At 67.3% G+C, this 18143-nt stretch carries 16 protein-coding genes; 11 read left to right on the forward strand and 5 right to left on the reverse strand.

The annotated features are described in order from the left end of the window. Positions 1 to 6: 6 nt before the first annotated feature. From ACFTSF_RS06645 to ACFTSF_RS06655, 3 genes are all read left to right on the forward strand, one after another. A complete protein-coding gene (locus tag ACFTSF_RS06645; RefSeq protein WP_380152844.1) occupies positions 7 to 714 on the forward strand; it encodes a GAF and ANTAR domain-containing protein in 708 nt (235 codons plus the stop codon). A gap of 141 nt (positions 715 to 855) precedes the next feature. Continuing rightward, a complete protein-coding gene (locus ACFTSF_RS06650; protein ID WP_380152846.1) occupies positions 856 to 1545 on the forward strand; it encodes an ANTAR domain-containing protein in 690 nt (229 codons plus the stop codon). Continuing rightward, positions 1542 to 2282: an ANTAR domain-containing protein gene (locus ACFTSF_RS06655; RefSeq protein ID WP_380152847.1), complete on the forward strand. Its 741-nt coding sequence runs from the start codon at positions 1542 to 1544 to the stop codon at positions 2280 to 2282. The genes ACFTSF_RS06650 and ACFTSF_RS06655 overlap by 4 nt, the downstream gene beginning before the upstream one ends. Before the next feature lie 3 nt (positions 2283 to 2285). On the opposite strand, the gene ACFTSF_RS06660 is transcribed toward ACFTSF_RS06655, so the two are convergent. Further along, complete coding sequence (locus ACFTSF_RS06660) at positions 2286 to 2978, reverse strand: GAF and ANTAR domain-containing protein (protein ID WP_380152848.1); 693 nt, start codon at positions 2976 to 2978, stop codon at positions 2286 to 2288. A gap of 60 nt (positions 2979 to 3038) precedes the next feature. Next, on the reverse strand, positions 3039 to 3785 hold the full coding sequence (locus ACFTSF_RS06665) for an SDR family oxidoreductase (RefSeq protein ID WP_380152849.1): 747 nt from the start codon (positions 3783 to 3785) through the stop codon (positions 3039 to 3041). 129 nt (positions 3786 to 3914) lie between these two features. Here ACFTSF_RS06665 and ACFTSF_RS06670 point away from each other — a divergent pair, with 129 nt between their 5' ends. The 4 genes from ACFTSF_RS06670 to ACFTSF_RS06685 all read left to right on the forward strand — a co-directional run bounded on the left by ACFTSF_RS06670 (position 3915) and on the right by ACFTSF_RS06685 (position 10292). Then, complete coding sequence (locus ACFTSF_RS06670) at positions 3915 to 6686, forward strand: BTAD domain-containing putative transcriptional regulator (RefSeq protein ID WP_380152850.1); 2772 nt, start codon at positions 3915 to 3917, stop codon at positions 6684 to 6686. Positions 6687 to 6758: 72 nt separating this feature from the next. After that, a complete protein-coding gene (locus tag ACFTSF_RS06675) occupies positions 6759 to 7109 on the forward strand; it encodes a hypothetical protein (RefSeq protein WP_380152851.1) in 351 nt (116 codons plus the stop codon). 60 nt (positions 7110 to 7169) lie between these two features. Then, positions 7170 to 9872, forward strand: coding sequence for a BTAD domain-containing putative transcriptional regulator (locus tag ACFTSF_RS06680; protein ID WP_380152852.1), 2703 nt, complete (start codon positions 7170 to 7172; stop codon positions 9870 to 9872). Positions 9873 to 9959: 87 nt separating this feature from the next. Continuing rightward, positions 9960 to 10292: a hypothetical protein gene (locus tag ACFTSF_RS06685; RefSeq protein ID WP_380152853.1), complete on the forward strand. Its 333-nt coding sequence runs from the start codon at positions 9960 to 9962 to the stop codon at positions 10290 to 10292. Between the two features lie 231 nt (positions 10293 to 10523). On the opposite strand, the gene ACFTSF_RS06690 is transcribed toward ACFTSF_RS06685, so the two are convergent. After that, positions 10524 to 12503: an amino acid transporter gene (locus ACFTSF_RS06690; protein ID WP_380152854.1), complete on the reverse strand. Its 1980-nt coding sequence runs from the start codon at positions 12501 to 12503 to the stop codon at positions 10524 to 10526. A 126-nt stretch (positions 12504 to 12629) separates the two neighbouring features. On the opposite strand from ACFTSF_RS06690, the gene ACFTSF_RS06695 reads away from it, so the two are divergent. Beyond that, positions 12630 to 13187 carry a hypothetical protein gene (locus tag ACFTSF_RS06695; RefSeq protein ID WP_380152855.1) on the forward strand — a complete coding sequence of 186 codons (558 nt, stop codon included), beginning with the start codon at positions 12630 to 12632 and terminating at the stop codon, positions 13185 to 13187. Here the strand turns inward: ACFTSF_RS06695 and ACFTSF_RS06700 are convergent. Together ACFTSF_RS06700 and ACFTSF_RS06705 are read right to left on the reverse strand one after the other, a co-directional pair. After that, positions 13156 to 13791 (reverse strand): response regulator, encoded by a 636-nt coding sequence (locus tag ACFTSF_RS06700; RefSeq protein ID WP_380152856.1) that lies wholly within the window; start codon positions 13789 to 13791, stop codon positions 13156 to 13158. The two genes, ACFTSF_RS06695 and ACFTSF_RS06700, sit on opposite strands and share 32 nt — an antisense overlap. Beyond that, positions 13788 to 14876 (reverse strand): sensor histidine kinase, encoded by a 1089-nt coding sequence (locus ACFTSF_RS06705; protein WP_380152857.1) that lies wholly within the window; start codon positions 14874 to 14876, stop codon positions 13788 to 13790. Before ACFTSF_RS06705 ends, ACFTSF_RS06700 begins: the two co-directional genes overlap by 4 nt. Before the next feature lie 110 nt (positions 14877 to 14986). Here ACFTSF_RS06705 and ACFTSF_RS06710 point away from each other — a divergent pair, with 110 nt between their 5' ends. The 3 genes from ACFTSF_RS06710 to ACFTSF_RS06720 all read left to right on the forward strand — a co-directional run bounded on the left by ACFTSF_RS06710 (position 14987) and on the right by ACFTSF_RS06720 (position 18109). Beyond that, positions 14987 to 15976 (forward strand): DUF418 domain-containing protein, encoded by a 990-nt coding sequence (locus ACFTSF_RS06710; RefSeq protein WP_380152858.1) that lies wholly within the window; start codon positions 14987 to 14989, stop codon positions 15974 to 15976. Further along, positions 15952 to 17079 carry an FAD-dependent monooxygenase gene (locus ACFTSF_RS06715; protein ID WP_380152859.1) on the forward strand — a complete coding sequence of 376 codons (1128 nt, stop codon included), beginning with the start codon at positions 15952 to 15954 and terminating at the stop codon, positions 17077 to 17079. The genes ACFTSF_RS06710 and ACFTSF_RS06715 overlap by 25 nt, the downstream gene beginning before the upstream one ends. Positions 17080 to 17257: 178 nt before the next feature. After that, complete coding sequence (locus ACFTSF_RS06720) at positions 17258 to 18109, forward strand: DMT family transporter (RefSeq protein ID WP_380152860.1); 852 nt, start codon at positions 17258 to 17260, stop codon at positions 18107 to 18109. Positions 18110 to 18143: the final 34 nt, after the last annotated feature.

Genomic DNA, 18143 nt, shown 5'->3' on the forward strand with positions numbered 1-18143 from the left:
GTGCAGATGGCAATTGGTGACATCGATACGTCGTATCGAAAAGTGCAGGCGGACCACTTTGCGGCGCTTGCCTTGGAGCTGCACGAGACTCGGGGTTTGACCGAGACGGTGCAGGCGGTGGTTGAGTTCTCGTTGCAGGCGTTGACGTGCTCGCATGCTGGGGTCGCGTTGAGTGTGCGCGGTCGGCCTGAGGTGCCGGCGGTGACTGATCCGGTGGTTAGCCAGATCTACCAGTGGCAGATGGAACTGCGAGCTGGTCCGCTGATCGAGTCGATGCGTGAGCACCGGACGGTTCTCGTGCGCGACACTGCAGTGGATGAGCGCTGGCCCGACTGGTCGGCGAAGGTGCTGTCACTCGGGGTGCGCAGTGTGCTCGACGTACCGCTGACGACGGCGAGCGGGACGGTCGGCGTACTGGGGTTGTACAGCGTGGAGCCGGACGCCTTTGCTGCGGACGACCAGGCGATCGCGGCGATCCTGGCGCGGCACGCGTCGGTGGCTGTTGCGACTGCTCGCAAGGAGCAGGGCCTGAGTGTGGCGATCGATGCGCGCAAGCTGGTCGGGCAGGCGATGGGGATCCTGATGGAGCGGTACGACCTCGACGCCGACCGAGCCTTCGCGATCCTGAAACGCTACTCCCAGGACACGAACACCAAGCTGCGCGATGTCGCCGTACACCTCATCAAGACTCGCCAACTACCGGATTCGCGCTGACCGGGCCCTGTATCGCGGGCCAGGTAACTTTGAGTGCTCGGCTCCGGCGTGGTGGCGACTGGCATAGGGGTGGGCACAGGTAGAACAGAGGCTGTTCGGTGACCGCCCGACAGGTTCGGCCAAATCCTCGACCGTGCGGAGATGATGATGGTTGACCGGTCGGCAGTGCTGACCAGGTTGGCCCAACTCGCGGCAGCCGGCGATCCGCAGGAGCAGTGGGTGACTCGGCTGTGCGAGGCCAGCCGGCAGTTGGTGAGCGGCAGAGGTAGTTCGGTGAGTCTGTACAGCGACGAGAACACCCGACTGTTGCTGACGGCGACGGACGATATCGCCGCCCAGTTCGAGAACCTCCATGACATCCTGGCCGACGGACCAGGGCGCCAGGCGTACCGCGACAATGTGGCCTTCTCGGCCGATCTGCGGCCCGGCTCCGGCAGACGCTGGCCCGAGTTCATCCGGACTGCCCGGGAGACGGCCGACGACGTGACCCTGCATTGTTTCCCGATGCGCCCGATCAGTACGCCGATGGGGGTCTTCAGCGTTTACGCCCGGGCCGGCGAACTGACCGAGTCGCCCGCGGTGCTGCAATTCCTGGCGGATGCGATCGGTGCCGCCGTACTGAATGACTCCGACCTGCTCGACGCGGACGGCGCCTGGGCCGCTCGTGCGGTGGTTCACCAGGCGACCGGCATGTTGATCGCTCAACTGCGGGTCGGGCCTGAGGACGCGATGGCGATCCTGCGGGCCCACGCGTTCGCGGACAATGCGACAGTGGAAATGATCGCGGAACAGATCGTTCAGCGTCGCCTCGATCTTCGGGAGGACACATGACGCAGTACGAGGCGGACGGCGGCGCCGGTAACGTCCTTGACCGGACGTTGCGGGAGTTGGCCGAGGCGACGGCGGTACTGGTCGAGGAACACGACATCGTCGGGACGGTGACGCACCTGCTCGCCGGGGCAGCCCGAGCGGTCGGGGCGGACGCCGCCGGACTGCTGCTGCGCAACGACCGCAGTGGGCGACTGGAATTGCTCGCCTCCACGACCCATCGGGCCGCGGAGCTGGAGCTCTACCAGCTGCACGGCGATCTAGGACCGTGTATCGATGCCAGCCGGACCGGCCACTCGGTCTCGGTCTACGGGGCTGACGACATCGCCTCGGCCTGGCCGGACCTGGCCGACGTCTTCGCGCGGAACCGATTCTCCGGAGTGCACGCCACACCACTGCGCTGGCACGGCCGTGAGCTGGGAGCGGTCGGGCTTTTCTTCGTCACCGCACCGGCCGCCGCGCAGCAGCAGCCGGTCGACGACGCCGCGAGGGCGTTCGCCGCGATCGCCACCCTGGCTGTCCTCCACGCCGGCGACGTGTCCATGGATCGGCTGCTCGTGCAAACCCGGGCGGCCCTGGCGGAACGAACCATCATCGAACAGGCCAAGGGCGTGCTCGCCTACACCGACAACCTCGGTATGGACGCCGCCTTCGACCGGTTGGTCGCGCTGGCCGCTGCGCAGCGGCAACCCATCACCCGGATCGCCGCCCAGGTCGTGACCGCTGCCGCGACCAGGTAACGGTCAGCCGGGCTTCCGTAGTACTCGCGTGTCGATCAGTTCGCGGGCGACGTCGTGGAGTTTGCGGTTGTTGTCCTGGGAGTAGCGCTTGAGGACCGCGAACGCCTGCTCGTGGTCGAGGTCGTAGCGCTCCATGAGGATGCCCATGGCCTGGCCGACGAGGTTCCGCGCATCCGCGGCCAGGGACAGATCGACCTCACGACGAGCACCGGCGATCGCGACCGTCGCGTGGTCGGCCAGGATCTGGGCCACCGCCAGCTCATCGGCGCCGAACCCGTTCGGTACGTCGCTGTACAGGCTCATCACGGCCCGCGCCCGGCCACCGATCGGCAACGGCAGGTGGATTGCCGAATGGATGCCTTCGGCAATCAATGCGTCGGACCAGGCAGTCGACCACCGGCAGTCGGTCGCGATATCCGGGACGAGCACCGCGACGTTCTCCCGGATCACCGTCAGCAGCGGCCCGTCGTCGGCCTCGATCACCGCTTCGTCGAGTTTGGTCAGCCGAGGGTCCGTCATCGCCATCACCTGCGGCTTCCGGTTCGGACCGATCAGCACCACCGACGCGTACTTGCACCAGACTGCAGTCAGAGCGAACTGGACGATCCCGTCGATCGTCAACTCGAGGCCGTCAGCGGCCTGCAGCTCGGTAGCCAGTCTCCCGAACGCTTCCGCGGACGAGTTGTGTTGGGGCATGCCGTGCTCCCGTAACTCCGTTCTTCCGGCAACCCACTTTCTGGAGCGGCCTAGACCATCCTACGACTTCTCGGCGAGGTAGTCCGCCCAAGTACGTGTGCCGGTGGTGGCACCGACCAGGCTCAGATTCTCCGCCGCGCGATAGGCCCGACCCACCTTGCCCGGCATCCGAATCGGCAGGTGCAGCCGGCGCTTGCCATGGCTCTGCAGGTAGCCGTCAACCAGCTCACCCATGTCATAGACGGTCGGCCCCGCCAGATCCGGTACGGCGCCTGCCGGCTCACCCATCGCCAGTTCCGCGATCCGGTCAGCCACGTCCCGCTCATCAACCGGCTGAAACCGCAACCCACCCGGCACCGGCACCACCGGCAGCCCACCCATCTTCTGCGCAACCGCATAGGTCAGGCTGTTGAACTGAGCCGCCCGAAGAATCGTCCACGGCACCCCAGACGCCCGCACCGCCTGCTCAGCCCCCAGCTTCTCCCGGAAGTACCCAATCGGCATCGTGTCCGCCCCAATCACCGAGATATGCACCAGATGCCGAACCCCCGCCGCCGCAGCCGCCCGCGCCAGTTTCCCCGCCGCCAGCGCATCCCCCTTCGCACCACCAGCCAGGTGAACCACAGTGTCGATCCCCGTGAGATCCAGTCCGCCGTCCACCAGCAGATCGCCCCGCACGTGCTCGACCCCGTCCGCGTTCACGCCCCCACGCCGGCTCAGCACACGCACGTCGTACCCGGCCCCCGTCAACTGCGGAACCACCAACCTGCCGAGCGTCCCCGTCCCACCAGTCACCAGAATCGTCATCATCACTCCTCAGCGATCGTCTCTGATCTGCTGACGGATCCCCCACAGACTCTGTGACCAACTGTGTCCCAGCTCACCGGCCGCGGCCCCGGCACGCGGTAAATTGCAGACCCGGCGTTGGAGGCGTCATTGGAGATTCGGCTGCTCGGTCCGGTTGAGGTACAGGTCGGCGACGCGCGGCTGGAGATCGGCTCCGCCAAGCCCCGGCTGGTGCTTGCGGTGCTGGCCGCATCTCCCGGAACCCTGGTGCCGGTCGAGGTGCTGATGGATCGGGTCTGGGGGCAGGAGCTGCCCGGCCGTCCGGCCGCGACGCTGTATCCGTACCTGAGCAAGCTCCGCAAGGTGCTCGAGCCGGCCGGCATCGAGATCGTACGGCGATCTGGCGGCTACCTCTGCGATGTCGCGGCCGCCGACGTAGATGTGGCGAGGTTCCGCGATCGGGTGCGGGCCGCGAAGGAATCCGATCAGTCGGGCGCGATCGAATTGCTCGACGAAGCGCTCGCGTTGTGGCGAGGTCGGCCGCTGGCTGATCTGTCGGGGGACTGGGTGGACAGCTTTCGGGCAACGCTGAGCCAGGAACGACTCGCCGGCTGGCTAGGGCTCGCTCGACACCGGGAACAGGCGGGGAGCCTCGACCTGATCGCGGAGGAATTGCTCGCGCTGACCGAGGACTACCCGTTGTCCGAGCCGCTCGCCGGGTACGTGCTGAGTGCGCTGACGCTCGCCGGGCGACGGGCCGAGGCCCTCGACCACTACGCAGGACTGCGGGAGCGGCTGGCGGATGAGCTCGGTGTGGAGCCCGGCCACGAACTCAGCGAACTGCATACGAACTTGCTCCGCAGCCCACCGGCCCGGTTGGCGGAACCGCGCCGCGATACCACTGCCGCCGTACCGCGCCAACTGCCTGCGGTCGCGCGGCCCTTCGTCGGTCGGGTGGAGCACCTGAAGCGGCTCGACGAGCTGGCCGACACGGTGGGAGTCGGCGCCGAAGGCGCGGCCGTGGTTGCGGCGATCACCGGCCCCGGAGGTATCGGCAAGACGACGCTGGCAGTGCACTGGGCGCATCAGGTGGCCGGGCGTTTTCCCGATGGACAGCTCTACTTGAATCTCCGCGGCTTCGACCCTCTCGGTACGCCGATGCCGCCCAGCGAGGCCGTCCGTGGTGTGCTGGATGCACTCGGACAGCCGCCGCAGGACATTCCGCCCGGCTTGGAGGCGCGGGCCGCCTTGTTCCGCAGCCTGGTGGCCGGCCGGCGCGTGCTGGTGCTGTTGGACAACGCGCGCGATGCCGAGCAGGTCCGCCCGATGTTGCCGGGGGCCGGCGGCTGTCTGGTGCTGGTCACCAGCCGCAACGCGTTGACCGGTCTGGTCGCCGAGCGCGGCGCCGAGCCGATCTGCCTCGACCTGCTCGCTGCAGCCGACGCCCGGGCCCTACTGCAAGCCCGCCTGACCGAGGAACGACTCGCAGCCGAACCGACCGCAGTCGACAACCTCCTCCGCCCTTGTGGCGGCCTGCCACTGGCACTCGCCGTCGTCGCCGGACGCGCAGCCCGATACCCCACGCAACCACTGGCCGAGCTGGCAGATCAGCTGGCGACCATCCAGTGCCGACTGGATGCCTTGGACACCGACGATCCGAGGACGACGATCCGAGCCGTGTTCGATTCGTCGTACGACGCCCTCGAACCGGAAGACCAGCGGACCTTTCGGCTGCTCGGGCTGCATCCGGGCCCGGACATCTCCCTGACCGCGGCCGCAAGCCTCACCGGCAACACCGACGTACACATCGCCCTACGCCGGCTAGAGGCGGCTCATCTGGTGACCGCGCAGAACGGCCGCTACGGCATGCACGACCTCGTCCGCGTCTACGCCGCCGGCCTCGCGGAGTCCGACCCCGACCGCCCAGCCGCCGCCCGCCGCATGCTGGACCACTACCTGTGGGGCTCCTACACCAGCGAGCAGTCGTTGACCCCGCATCGCACTCCGCCGCCGCTGGTACCGCCGCCCGTTCAGCCTGGTGTGTGGCCCGATGAACCGGCCGACATCGAGGCGGCCGTGGCCTGGTTCGCCGCAGAACGCCCGATCCTGCTGAGGCTCGTCCAGTTCGCCGCGACGACGGGCCTCGACGCGGCTGTGGTCCAGCTCAGTGACACGTTCGGGACATCCCTGTGGCAGCGGAAGTTGTTCGACGACTGGATCACGGTCGAGGACCTCGCGCTGTCGGCTGCGGAGCGGCTCGGCGACCGGTCGGCGGCGAGCATGGCCCGTCAAGGGTTCGGCCGGGCTTGCATCGGCCTGGGCCGGTACGCGGAGGCGAGCTGTCATCTCGAAGCCTCCCTCGAGATCGCCCGTGACAGTGGTGATCCGGTCAGCGAGGCGCACTGCCACCAACTGATGGCCGCGCTCCATGAACACCAGCTCGACTACGCAGCGGCCAGGAGGCACGCCCAGGAGGCCTGCGAACTCCACACGCGTGTTGGCAACGCGGCCGGCCGCGGAGGTTCGCTGAACCAGGTTGGCTGGTTCAGCGCACTGCTCGGCGAGTACGACGAGGCCGTGTCCGCCTGTCAGGCGGCGATCGCGATCGCCACTGAGGTCGGCAGCCGCAGAGGCCAAGGGGCAGCCTGGGACAGCCTCGGCTACGCGTACCACCAGACGGGCGATCACCGCGATGCCGTCGACGCCTATCGGCATGCGGTTGCGGCCTGGAGAGAGGCCGGTGACCAGCACTTCGTGGCCGATACCCTCGCACACCTCGGCGACGCACTGGAGTCCGCCGGTGACCACGCCGCCGCTCGCCGTACCTGGCGACAGGCCCTCGACACACTCGCCGGCTTTGCCGGACCAGCCGCCGTACAGGCCCGTAGCGCTCTTGCCGAGCGGATGGGTGCCTCAAGGTAAGTCGAAGCTTTTCCCAAGCGCCTGCTGTTTGAGTCGTCGCACCGAAGCAACGGCACAGAACAGGAGAGCGACATGATCAAACTGGCATCGGCAGGCCGCGTACTCGCGGGGGCTGCTCTGGTGGGCTCGTCACTTGCGGTCGTCAACATGGGCGCGGCCCACGCCATCGACTGCACCCAGTCCCCCTCTGTCAGGGACTCGAACAGCACCCTGGTGACGCGCGGATCCGTGCCCTACCACACCGGACCGGCCGCTCAGTGTGCCTCCGTCAACAGGTCCGGCCACGCGAGCATCTACTGCCAGAAGCTCAACGAGTTCGGCAATCTCTGGTACTACGCGAAGGACACCTCGTCCGGCCACAAGGGCTGGGTGTGGGCCGGTAACGTCCAGAGCACCAGCGGCGGTCCGCACCTGCACTGCTGACTTCTGGCCTCTCCTCTGTCAGCATGTGCAGGCGGTTGTTGACGGGGGAGAGGTTTCGGGGTGGCAGAGATACGTCTGCTGGGGGCGGTCGAGGTGTGGGCCGATGGCGTGGAGCTCGACATCGGGTCTGCGAAGCCGCGGATGGTGCTTGCCGCTCTCGCGGTGGCGGCTGGAGACGTCGTACCGACTGCTGTGATCGCTGACCGGGTGTGGGGCGGGCGCCCACCCAAGCAACCGGCGGCGACGCTTTATCCGTATGTCAGTCTGCTCCGCAACGCGCTGCGTCCGGTTGGCATCGAGATCGTACGCCGCGGTGGTGGTTACGTTCTTGAGGCCGACGACGAGGTTGTCGACTCGGTGCGGTTGCTGCGGGTGCTGGCCGAGGCCAGGGCGGGGCGGGCGAGAATCGACGAGCTCGGCGAGGCACTTGCGTTGTGGCGGGGTGTTCCGCTCGCAGGGATGGACAGTTGCTGGAGTACGGCGTACAGGGCTGAGCTGTCGAGTGCGCGGCTGTCGGCGTGGCTGCTGCTTGCGGAGCAGGCGGACCATGCGGGGCAGCTCAGCGGATTGGCGGATGGACTCGCTGGGCTCGTGGGCGACTTTCCGTTGTCGGAGCCGCTGTCCGGCTACCTGATTCGGTCGTTGACACAAGCGGGGCGCCGCGCCGAGGCTTTGCAGCAGTACGTCGAGTTGCGCGAGCGGCTCGTCGCCGAACTCGGCGAAGAGCCGGGTGACGAATTGCAGGAACTCCACCTGTCCGTCCTCCGCCGCGATCCGATCGGTCGGGCTCAGGAGGTGCCGCGGCAACTGCCGTCGACCACCCGGCATTTCGTCGGCCGGGCTGTCCAGTTGGAGGCTCTTGACAGGTTGCTCGCCGGTGGCGACTGGGTTTGCGCCATCGCTGGCACTGCTGGGATTGGCAAGACCACACTCGCGCTGCACTGGGCTCATCGAGTCGTGGCTCGGTTTCCGGATGGCCAGTTGTTCGTTGACCTGCATGGCTTCGACCCCAGCTGCACACCGACGGATCCGGCCGATGCGGTGCGCGCCTGTCTCGATGCCCTCGGCATCCATCCGACACGGGTGCCCGAGGGGCTGGAGGCTCAGACCGCCTTGTTTCGCAGCATTGTTGCGGGTCGGCGGTTGCTGATCGTTCTCGACAACGCCCGGAACGTCGAACAGGTGCGGCCGCTGATCCCGGCAGCTCCGGGCTGCGTTGTCGTGGTCACCAGTCGCAACCTCCTGACCGGGCTGGTCGCTGAGTTGGGCGCCCACGCGATGACGTTGGACCTGCTCAGTCCTGCGGAGGCCAAAGCGCTGCTGTCAGATCGGATCGGCCTAGGTCGCGTCGACGCCGAGCCGGTCGCCGCGGCCACGCTCGCCGAGCGATGCCACTTTCTTCCACTGGCCTTGTCGGTGTGCGCGGCCGAAGCCGCGCATGCGCCTGACCGACCGTTGGCGAGCCTGGCCGACCATCTGACCGACGACAGCAACCGGCTCGATCGGCTCGACACCGCAGACCCGATGACCTCGGTGCGCACAGTTCTGTCGTGGTCGTACGCCGCACAGGATCCGGCCGAACGGCGTCTGTTTCGGTTGCTCGGCCTGCATCCCGGCCCGGAGATCTCCCTGGCAGCGGCAGTGAGTCTCGCTGGTGCGACTCCGACCGAGACGGCTCAGCAACTGCGTCGACTCTGCCAGGCAACACTGCTCAACAGCCCTGCCCACGACCGCTACGCGCACCACGACCTGCTTCGTGCATACGCGGCCGAGGTGGTCGTCGCCGGGGAATCCCACGCTGCCCGCCGGCGTCTCGTCGACCACTACCTCCACACGGCTTATCGAGCAGTTGGCCAGCTCAATCCAGGTCGGGACGAGTACACACTCGGCGCACCCGGCCCGGACGTGGAACTCGAAGACATCAAGGACGTCGAACAGGCACTCGCCTGGTTCGCCGCGGAACTCGCGGTCCTCGTCAGAGTGATCGACCTGGCGGCGAGCGCCGGTCTATGGGCCCGGTGCTGGCAGCTAGCTGATCTGACCGCCACATATCTCGGGCGCCAGGGCCGCTGGCGTGATGCGCTCGCCATCATTCGCGTCGGTCTGTCGTCGGCCCAGCTGCTCAACGACCCCACCGCGCTCGGGCTCGCTCACCGTGGTGTCGCCTACTGCTCAGCCCGGACGGGCGATTATGTCGAGGGTCGGCACCACCTCCGTCGTGCGCTCGAACAGACGCGAGCGACCGGTTGCCGCCTTCGCCTGGCGTACGTTCTGGGAATCGGGGGATTCGTCGCTGCCCGCGGCGACCGCTACGCGCTCGCGCTTGGCTACGCCGAGAACGCCCTTGCGCTGTTCGTGGCGCAGGGATCCCGGCGCGGTCAGCTCCGTACCCTCGAAACGATCAGCTGGTACCTGGCACGACTCGGCCGGCTGGACGACGCAACCACCTACGCCCGAGCGGCTCTGCGGTTCGCCGATGAACTCGGCGACGGCAAATCCGCGGCCGGCGTCCACGCCACCCTCGGCTATCTGAGTCAGCGAGACCGTCGCCACGACGAGGCGGCCCGCGCGTACCAGCACGCCGTACAGCTGTCTCGCCGTCACGGCGACAGGCCGTACCTCGCGAACGCCCTGCAGTCGCTGGGCGAGGTCCACGCCGACCTCGGCGCAGCCCGCGCCGCCAAGGCCGAAGCACTGCGCATCTTCGAGGAACTCGACCACCCCCAAGCGGAGTCCCTCCGCGCCGAACTCGACTCGTCCTGACCGGCTCAAGGAATTCCGAAGGTTCTCCGAAGGCCGACTCGTCAGGCTCTGTCTCGACGACAATCGTCCAACGGGAGGACCTTTCTGATGGCTCGAATCTCACGCCTGGCAGCAGTCGCTCTGATGACCGGTGCCGGCCTCACCGCCCTGGGTGCACAGCCTGCCTCAGCGTCAACCGCCGCCTGCTCGACCTGGCAGTACACCGTCGAATCTGGTGGCACCAACGTTTACGACAGCTACACCTACAGCAGCCCGATCGTCGGCGGCATGAGCGCCGGCGTCATCATCAATTCCAGGTCTGTCGGTCAAGCCTGGGTCAGGGTCGACAACTGGTACTTCACCCACGGCGGCACACCACACAACAACTTCGCCACCGACTACATCCCGAAGTCGAACCTGAACTATGTCGACTGCTGGTGAGATTTGAATCTGGACCTGCTTGAACTCGCGCACAAGGACGTTTGCGAGGGCGTCCTTGTGCGTTCGTGACCACGGGTTGGGACGGCGCTTTCTGGGGCTTTTCGCGCCTCCTCAAGGCACTGTGAGCGGACCGCCCCCACTCACTAACCTTCGTCGGCTGGGCGGGATCACGCTCAGAGGCTGGTTGCTGGCCGGGGTTTTGGGGACTTGGTGAGTGTTGGCGGTCCGGGCTCAGCCCACGTGGATGCCGGGTCGGCGGTTCGTGTCTGACTCGTGCTGGCGGATGATCTCGCGGACTACGGGGGCGGTGTCGCCGCGGCCGAGGATTAGGTAGCGGAGTAGGTGGCTGAGGGGGTTGCCTTCGGACCATTCGAAGTGGCAGTGCGGTAGTACGTCGGTGGTGTCGCGGAGGGCGAGCAGGATGGCGGCGATGGCGTTGGGGACGGCCGGGCTGTCGGCGCGGAGGATGCGGTGTCCGTCGATTTCCACGCCGGTGACGCGTAGGACGTCGCTGAAGGTGGAGGGGTCGACGACGTCGATCTCCAGGAACAACACGTCGGTACGGCGGGGGACGGGGTCGGCGTCGCGGACGTCGGCCTCCTTCGCGGCGTACTCGGCGGCGTCACCGGCCTGGCGCTGGTTGGCGATGATGTTGAGGATGCCGTCGTTGCGGATCGAGTCGGTGATGAAGGCGCGGGCCGCGTCGTCGAACTCGATCCGGTCGGCGCGGAGTTCGGTGGTGCGGGAGACTCGGGAGATCAGCGAGACGGTGATGATGCCGGCGATGAACAGGCCGGAGATGGCGATGCCGTCGGGCTTCTCGATGATGTTCTCGACCAGCGCGTAGAGCAGGACCAGGGTGAGCACGGTGAACGCGATGGACGCCTTGCGCTGACGACGCCGGACGGCGGAGATGGCCACGGCGACCGCGCCGGAGACCATCATGACCAGGATGCCGGTCGCGTAGGCCCCTGCCTGGGCGTCGACGTCGGCGCCGAAGGCGATGGTGATCGCGATGCTGATCGCGGTGTAGACGAGCACGACGGGTCGGACGGCGCGGCCCCACTCGGGTGCCATCCCGTACGACGGGAGGTAGCGCGGCACGATGTTGATCAGCCCGGCCATGGCCGAGGCACCCGCGAACCACAGGATCAGCACGCTGCTCAGGTCATACGCTGTACCGAAGGCTTCGCCGAGTTTCTCGTGCGCGAGGTAGGCCATCGCGCGACCGCTGGCTTCGCCGCCGGCCTCGAACTCCTTGGCGGGGATGAGCACGGTCGTGATGAAGCTGGTGGCGAGCAGGTAGACGCTCATGATCAGCGCGGCCGCGGTGAGCAGCTTCTTCGTGTTCCGGATCCGGTCGGCCAGCTTCTGCTCGGCGTCTTCGCCCTCGGCGGCGACCAGCGGCATCATGCTGACGCCGGTTTCGAACCCGGACATTCCCAGCACGAGCAGTGGGAAGGCGACGATGGCCGGTCCGACGACTCCACCGATGCCCTCCCGACCGGCGGTCAACGCATCGACCCAGGCGTCGAACGCGCCGGGAACCGTAGCGACGTCGTACAGGCCGACGACCACGATGACGGCGTTGAGGGCCAGGAAGACGCCGACCAGCGGGATCGCCACGCCTACCGCTTCGCTGAAGCCCAGCAGGAAGACGCCGCCGAGGATCAGCAGCAGTACGACGGTGACCGCGACCTCTTGGCCGTGGAGGAAGTCCGGGGTGTACGGGTTCTCGACGAGGTGCACGGTGGCGTCGGCCGACGAGAGAGTGATGGTGATGATCCACGACGTTGCGACGAAGCCGAGCAGTACCAGGACGAACAGCTTGCCGCGCCAGAACGGCAGCAGGTTCTCCAGCATCGCGATCGAGCCCTGCCCGTGCGGACTCTCCTTGGCCACCCGCCGGTACATCGGCAGCATCCCAAGCAGCGTCAAGGCAACGATCAGCAAGGTCGCCAGCGGCGAGAGCGCACCGGCGGCCAGGGCGGCGATTCCGGGCAGATAGGACAGCGTCGAGAAGTAATCGACGCCGGTCAGACACATGACCTTCCACCAGGCCTGCGGCGGCGCGTGGCCTTCGCTCGCTTCCGGCCCGACCGGCTGCACCCGGTGCTGCAGCAGCCAGCTCGTCAGCCCGCGCCCGGCGGCCGCCTGCTCATCCGGCCCCTTCACGACAGCAGGGACGACGTACTCGTCTGGAGTGGTCACGCGGGTCAGGATGCCCGATGCATGGGGCACGTCGAAATCGGTGTTAGAAACTTGTGAGAATCGCTGACAGTGGCTTGCCTCAACGGGCCGTGAGGTGGTTGCCGGGGAAGCTGACAGGATGTGCGCGTGACCAAGGACGAGGACCTCACGGTGGAACAGGCACGTCTCGCGGAGGCAGAAGCCGAGGCCGCGGCGGACGCCGAGGCGGAACGTATCCGTCAGCACATCGAGGATGCCACTGCCGATCCGGCGGTCCAGACCGAGTGGATCCGCCAGGCGAACCTCATGTACGGCGGCCTGGCCGCGGCCGGCCTGGTGATGGTCCAGCCGTTCCTGACCGAGACCTCACTCGACCTGTCGGCGCTGATCTGCGTCATCGCCTTCGCCGTCGCGACTCCGCTGCTGGCCGCCCTCCTGGTCCTGAACCGCCAGGAGGAGTTCCGGCGCCGGGCCACCGTGTCGCGACCGGTCGCGACAGCCAAGGCGATCGCTCAGGGCGCGGCGTTCGTCGGTCTCACGGCTGGTTTCTGGCACATGTCTCTCATTGCGGGGATCGTGTTCCTGGCCACGGCCGTCGTCGCGGTCGGGGTGCATTCCTCGGGATATGTGAATCTGGAATACGACTCGCGATTCCGCTCGAGGTTCCGCCGTTCTACATCAGACCGGACTGCCAAGCCCAAATAGCGACCTCGGTCCGATTGCGTACGCCGAGCTTGTTCTGAATACCGGCCACATGGCCTTTGACGGTGCTCAGCGAAATGAACAACTCGGCCGCGATCTCGTGATTGGTGCGCCCGCGCGCAATCGCCCGAATCACCTCGGCCTCACGATCGGACAACGGCTTCCTGGCTTGGCTTACCGGCGGCGTGAATTGCCGCAGCAGTCGCGCCGTGATCGAGGGCGACACGAGCGCATCCCCAGCATGTGCGGCCCGAACCGCCTCAGCCAGCAAGGCCGGTCCGGCATCCTTCAGGATGAACCCGGCCGCCCCACCGCGCAGCGCGCCGTACACGTATTCATCCAGATCGAAGGTGGTCACAACGACCACCTTCAACGGCTCCGGTACGTCGGGTCCGGCGAGCGCGCGAGTCACCGCGACCCCGTCGAGCCGTGGCATCCGGATGTCGACCAGGCACACGTCCGGTCGCAACTCCCTCGCCAGCGCGATCGCCTCGACGCCGTCCGCGGCTTCAGCGGTCACGTGGATATCGGGCTCGTTCTCCAGGATCAGCCTTAGGCCGTTGCGAACCATCGCCTGGTCGTCCGCCAGCAGCACGCTGATCGTCATCGGGCCGGTCCGAGTGGAAGTGACGCGGAGACGGCCCATCCCTTGGCGGCGCGCGGACCGACGGTCAGCGTGCCGCCGAGCGCCTCGACGCGCTCCCGGATCCCGACCAGTCCGAATCCGGCCCGCTTGTATCGCACGGAGCCGGGCTCGGCGTCATCCAGTACGTCGACGGTGACCGCACGCCCGGTCTGTCGCACGTTCACCGTGACGGCGTCGGCGTGGGGAGCGTGCCGGGCGACATTGGTGAGGGACTCCTGCACGATTCGACAGACGGTGGTCGTGACTTCCTGCGGCCAGTCGGGTTCGTTGTCGGGAAGGTGGAGTTGGGGCGTTGGCCCGTTGAAGCGATCGACCAGCTCTTTCAGTTGGTCCAAACCTGTCGGGCCGGACACCGCGTCGCCGTCTCGCAGCAGTCCGACGACTCGACGCATCGCCGTCAACGCCTCGGCGCCGGCGAACTCGATGCCCGCCAGCGATTCGTCGTACAGGTTTGGTTGCCGACGGCCCGCAATTCGCGCGCCTTGTGCTTGGAGGACGATGCCGGCGATGTGATGGGCGACGACATCGTGCAGTTCTCTGGCGAGGTCCACCCGCTCCTCCTGCCGGATCCGCGTGGCGATCGCACGTCGCCGTACGGCGCGCAGTCTTAGGCAGGTGCCGATGGATACCGCGCCGAGCCAACCGATGACATTCATCGTGGCGATGCCTGAGCCGTAGTTGAGCCCGAGACAGCCCGCCGCGACCAGCAATCCGCCGCCCGCGATCACGCCTGCTTGTATTGCTGACAGCCTCGCGACCGCTTCGCCGACCAGCACGGCCAGTGCCAGCGCCATCGCCGGCCCCGGTTCGGTCGGCAGATCCGCCAGCCACGCAACCCCCATGGTCACCGCCGCTGTGGTGAGCCCTGCGATCGCCGTACGCCATCGGTCGCGCCTGCGCAGCAAGGCGATCACGCTCGTCACCGCGCCCGCCGCCGTGTCGAGGATCCAGTACGTCGGCCCCCAGACGACCGCGAGCTGGTACGCCGTGAATCCGAGTAGTGCGGTGAGCAGGCCGCCCAGCGCGATGTCTCTCGCCCAACGCATCTGCCCAGCGTACTTTCGGGCGGTACCGGCGCAGAACCGGCCGAAAGTACCGTCCGGAACGTACTTCCGGCCGCTACCTCTCGCCGGACGGTCTCAGCAGGGTTGACCTCATGCCCACCTCATCAGGACAGCCGCGGATCCCGGAGCTCGACGTCATCCGCGGCTTCGCGCTGTGCGGGATCCTGCTCGCCAACGTCCAGCCGATCTCCGGCGGCCGCACGACGGCAGCCTCCACCGGCGTCGACGGCTCCACCTGGCTCGGTCTGCTTGTCGAGCAGCGGTTCATGCCGATCTTCGCGCTCCTGTTCGGCATCGGCTTCTCGCTCTTGCTCCGCTCCGCCTCGGCTCGTGTCGAGCGCCCGCGTGTCCTGCTCCTGCGCCGCCTGCTCTGCTTACTGGCGATCGGCGCCGCCCACTTCCTGCTGCTGTGGTGGGGCGACATCCTCTCCACCTACGCCCTGGTCGGCCTGCTGATCCTGCTGCCGTCAACCTGGCTACCACGGTTCGCTGTCGCGACCTTGGGGCCGGTGTTCCTTCTGGTCGCGTTAGCCACTGGCGACGGCCGCTTCACCCTCACCGCCGGCCTGTTCCTCACCGGCTCGGCCTTGGTCCGCTACAACGTCATCGACCGCCTACCCAAGCCCGGCTGGATCACCACCCTCGGGCTCGCTGTGGTCGCCGTACCAGTCCTGCTGTGGCAGACGACCGTCCAGCCTGGGGATCGGGCTTTCGCGCTGGCGTTGGCCACCGGCGGTCTACTCGTCGCAGCCTTCTACATCTGCATTCTGCTCTTGCTCTTGAGGACTCGCCTCCGTGGTGTCTTGCAGACGATCTTCACCCCACTCGGCCGAATGGCCCTCACCAACTACATCTCGGCAACCGCCCTGGTCCGGGCGATCGTGGCGGTCTTCGAGCTTGACGCGATCACGACGACCGACGTCGTACTGATCGCCGCCGCAATCCTCACCACCCAATGCCTGCTCTCCACCCTCTGGCTCCGCCACTTCACCCAGGGCCCCCTCGAATGGCTCTGGCGCTGGGCAACCTGGACCCGCCGCCCGCCTACGATCAAGACTTGGCAGAACGAACTGCGGTCATAGTTGGCGCGGGCATCGGCGGCCTAGCCGCTGCGATCGCCCTACACCGACGCGGCTGGACCATCAAAGTCCTGGAACGCGCCCCAGCCCTCCGCGAGGTAGGCGCCGGCATCTCCCTCTGGCCCAACGCAACCCGAGCCCTAGACCTACTAGGCGTAGGCGATCAGGTCCGCGCCTTCAGCGCCGTAGAAGGCCCAGGCGGCTTCCGCGACCACCAAGGCCGCTGGCTCTTCCGCTCAAACCTCCAAACCCCCTACGGCAACACCCTCATGCTCCGCCGCCCCCACCTCCTGGACATCCTCCGCAAAGCCGTCCCCACCGAAGCAATCGCCCTGAACACCACAGTCACCGCAGTCGAGTCCGTCGGCAACCAGGTGCTCGTCACCCACAACGGCGTACAAACCTCAGCCGATCTCTTAATAGGCGCTGACGGCCTCCACAGCACAGTCCGCGCTTTCCTCTGGCCAAACGCCAAACCACCCGTGTACGCCGGCTACAGCACCTGGCGCCTCATCGCCCCACCCCTGGACCTCGACTCCGACGTCACCGAATCCTGGGGCCGAGGCGAACGAGTAGGCCTCTTCCGCCTAGCCGACGAGTCCATCTACGCCTACCTAACAGCCAAAACCCCACCAGGCGTGGAATACCCCGACAACCAAGCCGAACTCCACCGCCGCTTCGCCCACTGGCACACCCCCATCCCCACCATCCTCAACTCCGTCGAGAACCCCGAAATCCTCCACCACGACATCTACCGCCTCCCCGCCCTACGCACCTACGTCAACGGCCGCGCAGCCCTACTAGGAGACGCCGCCCACGCCATGACCCCCGACCTAGGCCAAGGTGCCGCCACCGCCCTGGAAGACGCAGTAGACCTAGCCGATGCCGTCGCCAACGACATCCCCCAAGGCCTCCACCGCTACAACCACTACCGACGCCCCCGAACCCAAGCCATAGCCCGCCGCGCGTCCACCTTCGCCACCTTCGCCCAAGCCTCCGGCCGCCTAACCGTCCCCCTCCGCAACACAGCCACCCGCCTCCTCCCCGAACGCCTCTTCCAACGCGCCAACCAACCCCTCCTCACCTGGCGCTCGCGCGAGCCCTGAAAACGGTTCGGCAGTCGGGTCGGGCGATTGCTAAGGTCGCCGACATGCATCGCATCATCACTCCGCCCGCCGCCGCTTAGCGGACGGCGTTCCTGAGCGCGCCCGGGTGATGACCCGGGCTTCTTTGGGCTGTTCGCAGACGCCCCAATCTCTTCGTGCGAACACCCTGGAGTGTCTGATGCACCACCGTCTCGCGCCGTCCTCGGCGCGCGGTCTCCTGTACGTCGCTGTGGCCGGAATCGCCTGGGGTACCGGCGGCCCCACCGGCGCCCTGCTCTTCCAGCACAGTGGCCTGAACTCGACAGCAATCTCTTTCTGGCGCCTACTCGGCGGCGCCGTCTGGCTGGCCGCAGCCTGCCGCCTACTCGGGCGCAACCGAATAGGCCACCACTTCACGGCCGCCCCGCTGCGTTACCTCCTCAGCGGCGTCGGCCTCGCCGTTTGCCAACTCGGCTACTTCGCCGCCATCCCACGCGTAGGCATCGCCGTCGCTACCGTCGTCTCGCTCGGCGTAGGCCCACTCTTCATCGCCTTGGGCGCTCGCGAGCGCATCACCGGCGCCTTACTACTCGCAGTACTCGGCCTCGCCCTTCTCGTCTGGGGGAATGGAGGATCCGGCAGCGCGTCGATCCCGGGCATCGCCTTCTCGCTCGTGTCAGGAGCCGGTTACGCGCTCAGCACCCTGCTCAACCGCAACCAGCAAGACCCAGTCACCAGCGCCATGCTCGGTTTCACCGCCGGCGCCCTCATCCTGTTGCCCTTGGCAATAACAGCAGGAATCACTCCGTCATCGTCCAGTTGGCCGTTGATCGCCTATTTCGGCCTCGTCCCAACCGCGCTCGCCTACACGACGTTCTATCTAGGTCTCAAGGCGATCCGTGCGTCGACCGCGGCCGTCGTCGCGCTCGTCGAACCCCTCCTGGCCGCACTGATCGGCGTACTGGCGTTCAACGAGCACCTGACGCCCCTCAGCCTCGTCGGCGCAGCCGTACTCCTCATCGCGGTCGTCCTCCAGGCTCGCCGCGAGTAGGTACGGGCGCGGTACGGGCAGCGGGACGGTGGGG

The organism is Kribbella sp. NPDC056951, from assembly GCF_042674205.1.
Taxonomy (GTDB): Bacteria; Actinomycetota; Actinomycetes; order Propionibacteriales; family Kribbellaceae; genus Kribbella; species Kribbella yunnanensis.

Bases quoted from the DNA above. Each gene is read 5' to 3' on its own strand.
- ACFTSF_RS06645 (WP_380152844.1), top strand. From the start codon at position 7: ATGGCAATTGGTGACATCGATACGTCGTATCGAAAAGTGCAGGCGGAC.
- ACFTSF_RS06650 (WP_380152846.1), top strand. From the start codon at position 856: ATGATGATGGTTGACCGGTCGGCAGTGCTGACCAGGTTGGCCCAACTC.
- ACFTSF_RS06655 (WP_380152847.1), top strand. From the start codon at position 1,542: ATGACGCAGTACGAGGCGGACGGCGGCGCCGGTAACGTCCTTGACCGG.
- ACFTSF_RS06660 (WP_380152848.1), bottom strand. From the start codon at position 2,978: ATGCCCCAACACAACTCGTCCGCGGAAGCGTTCGGGAGACTGGCTACC.
- ACFTSF_RS06665 (WP_380152849.1), bottom strand. From the start codon at position 3,785: ATGACGATTCTGGTGACTGGTGGGACGGGGACGCTCGGCAGGTTGGTG.
- ACFTSF_RS06675 (WP_380152851.1), top strand. From the start codon at position 6,759: ATGATCAAACTGGCATCGGCAGGCCGCGTACTCGCGGGGGCTGCTCTG.
- ACFTSF_RS06685 (WP_380152853.1), top strand. From the start codon at position 9,960: ATGGCTCGAATCTCACGCCTGGCAGCAGTCGCTCTGATGACCGGTGCC.
- ACFTSF_RS06700 (WP_380152856.1), bottom strand. From the start codon at position 13,791: ATGACGATCAGCGTGCTGCTGGCGGACGACCAGGCGATGGTTCGCAAC.
- ACFTSF_RS06705 (WP_380152857.1), bottom strand. From the start codon at position 14,876: ATGCGTTGGGCGAGAGACATCGCGCTGGGCGGCCTGCTCACCGCACTA.
- ACFTSF_RS06710 (WP_380152858.1), top strand. From the start codon at position 14,987: ATGCCCACCTCATCAGGACAGCCGCGGATCCCGGAGCTCGACGTCATC.
- ACFTSF_RS06720 (WP_380152860.1), top strand. From the start codon at position 17,258: ATGCACCACCGTCTCGCGCCGTCCTCGGCGCGCGGTCTCCTGTACGTC.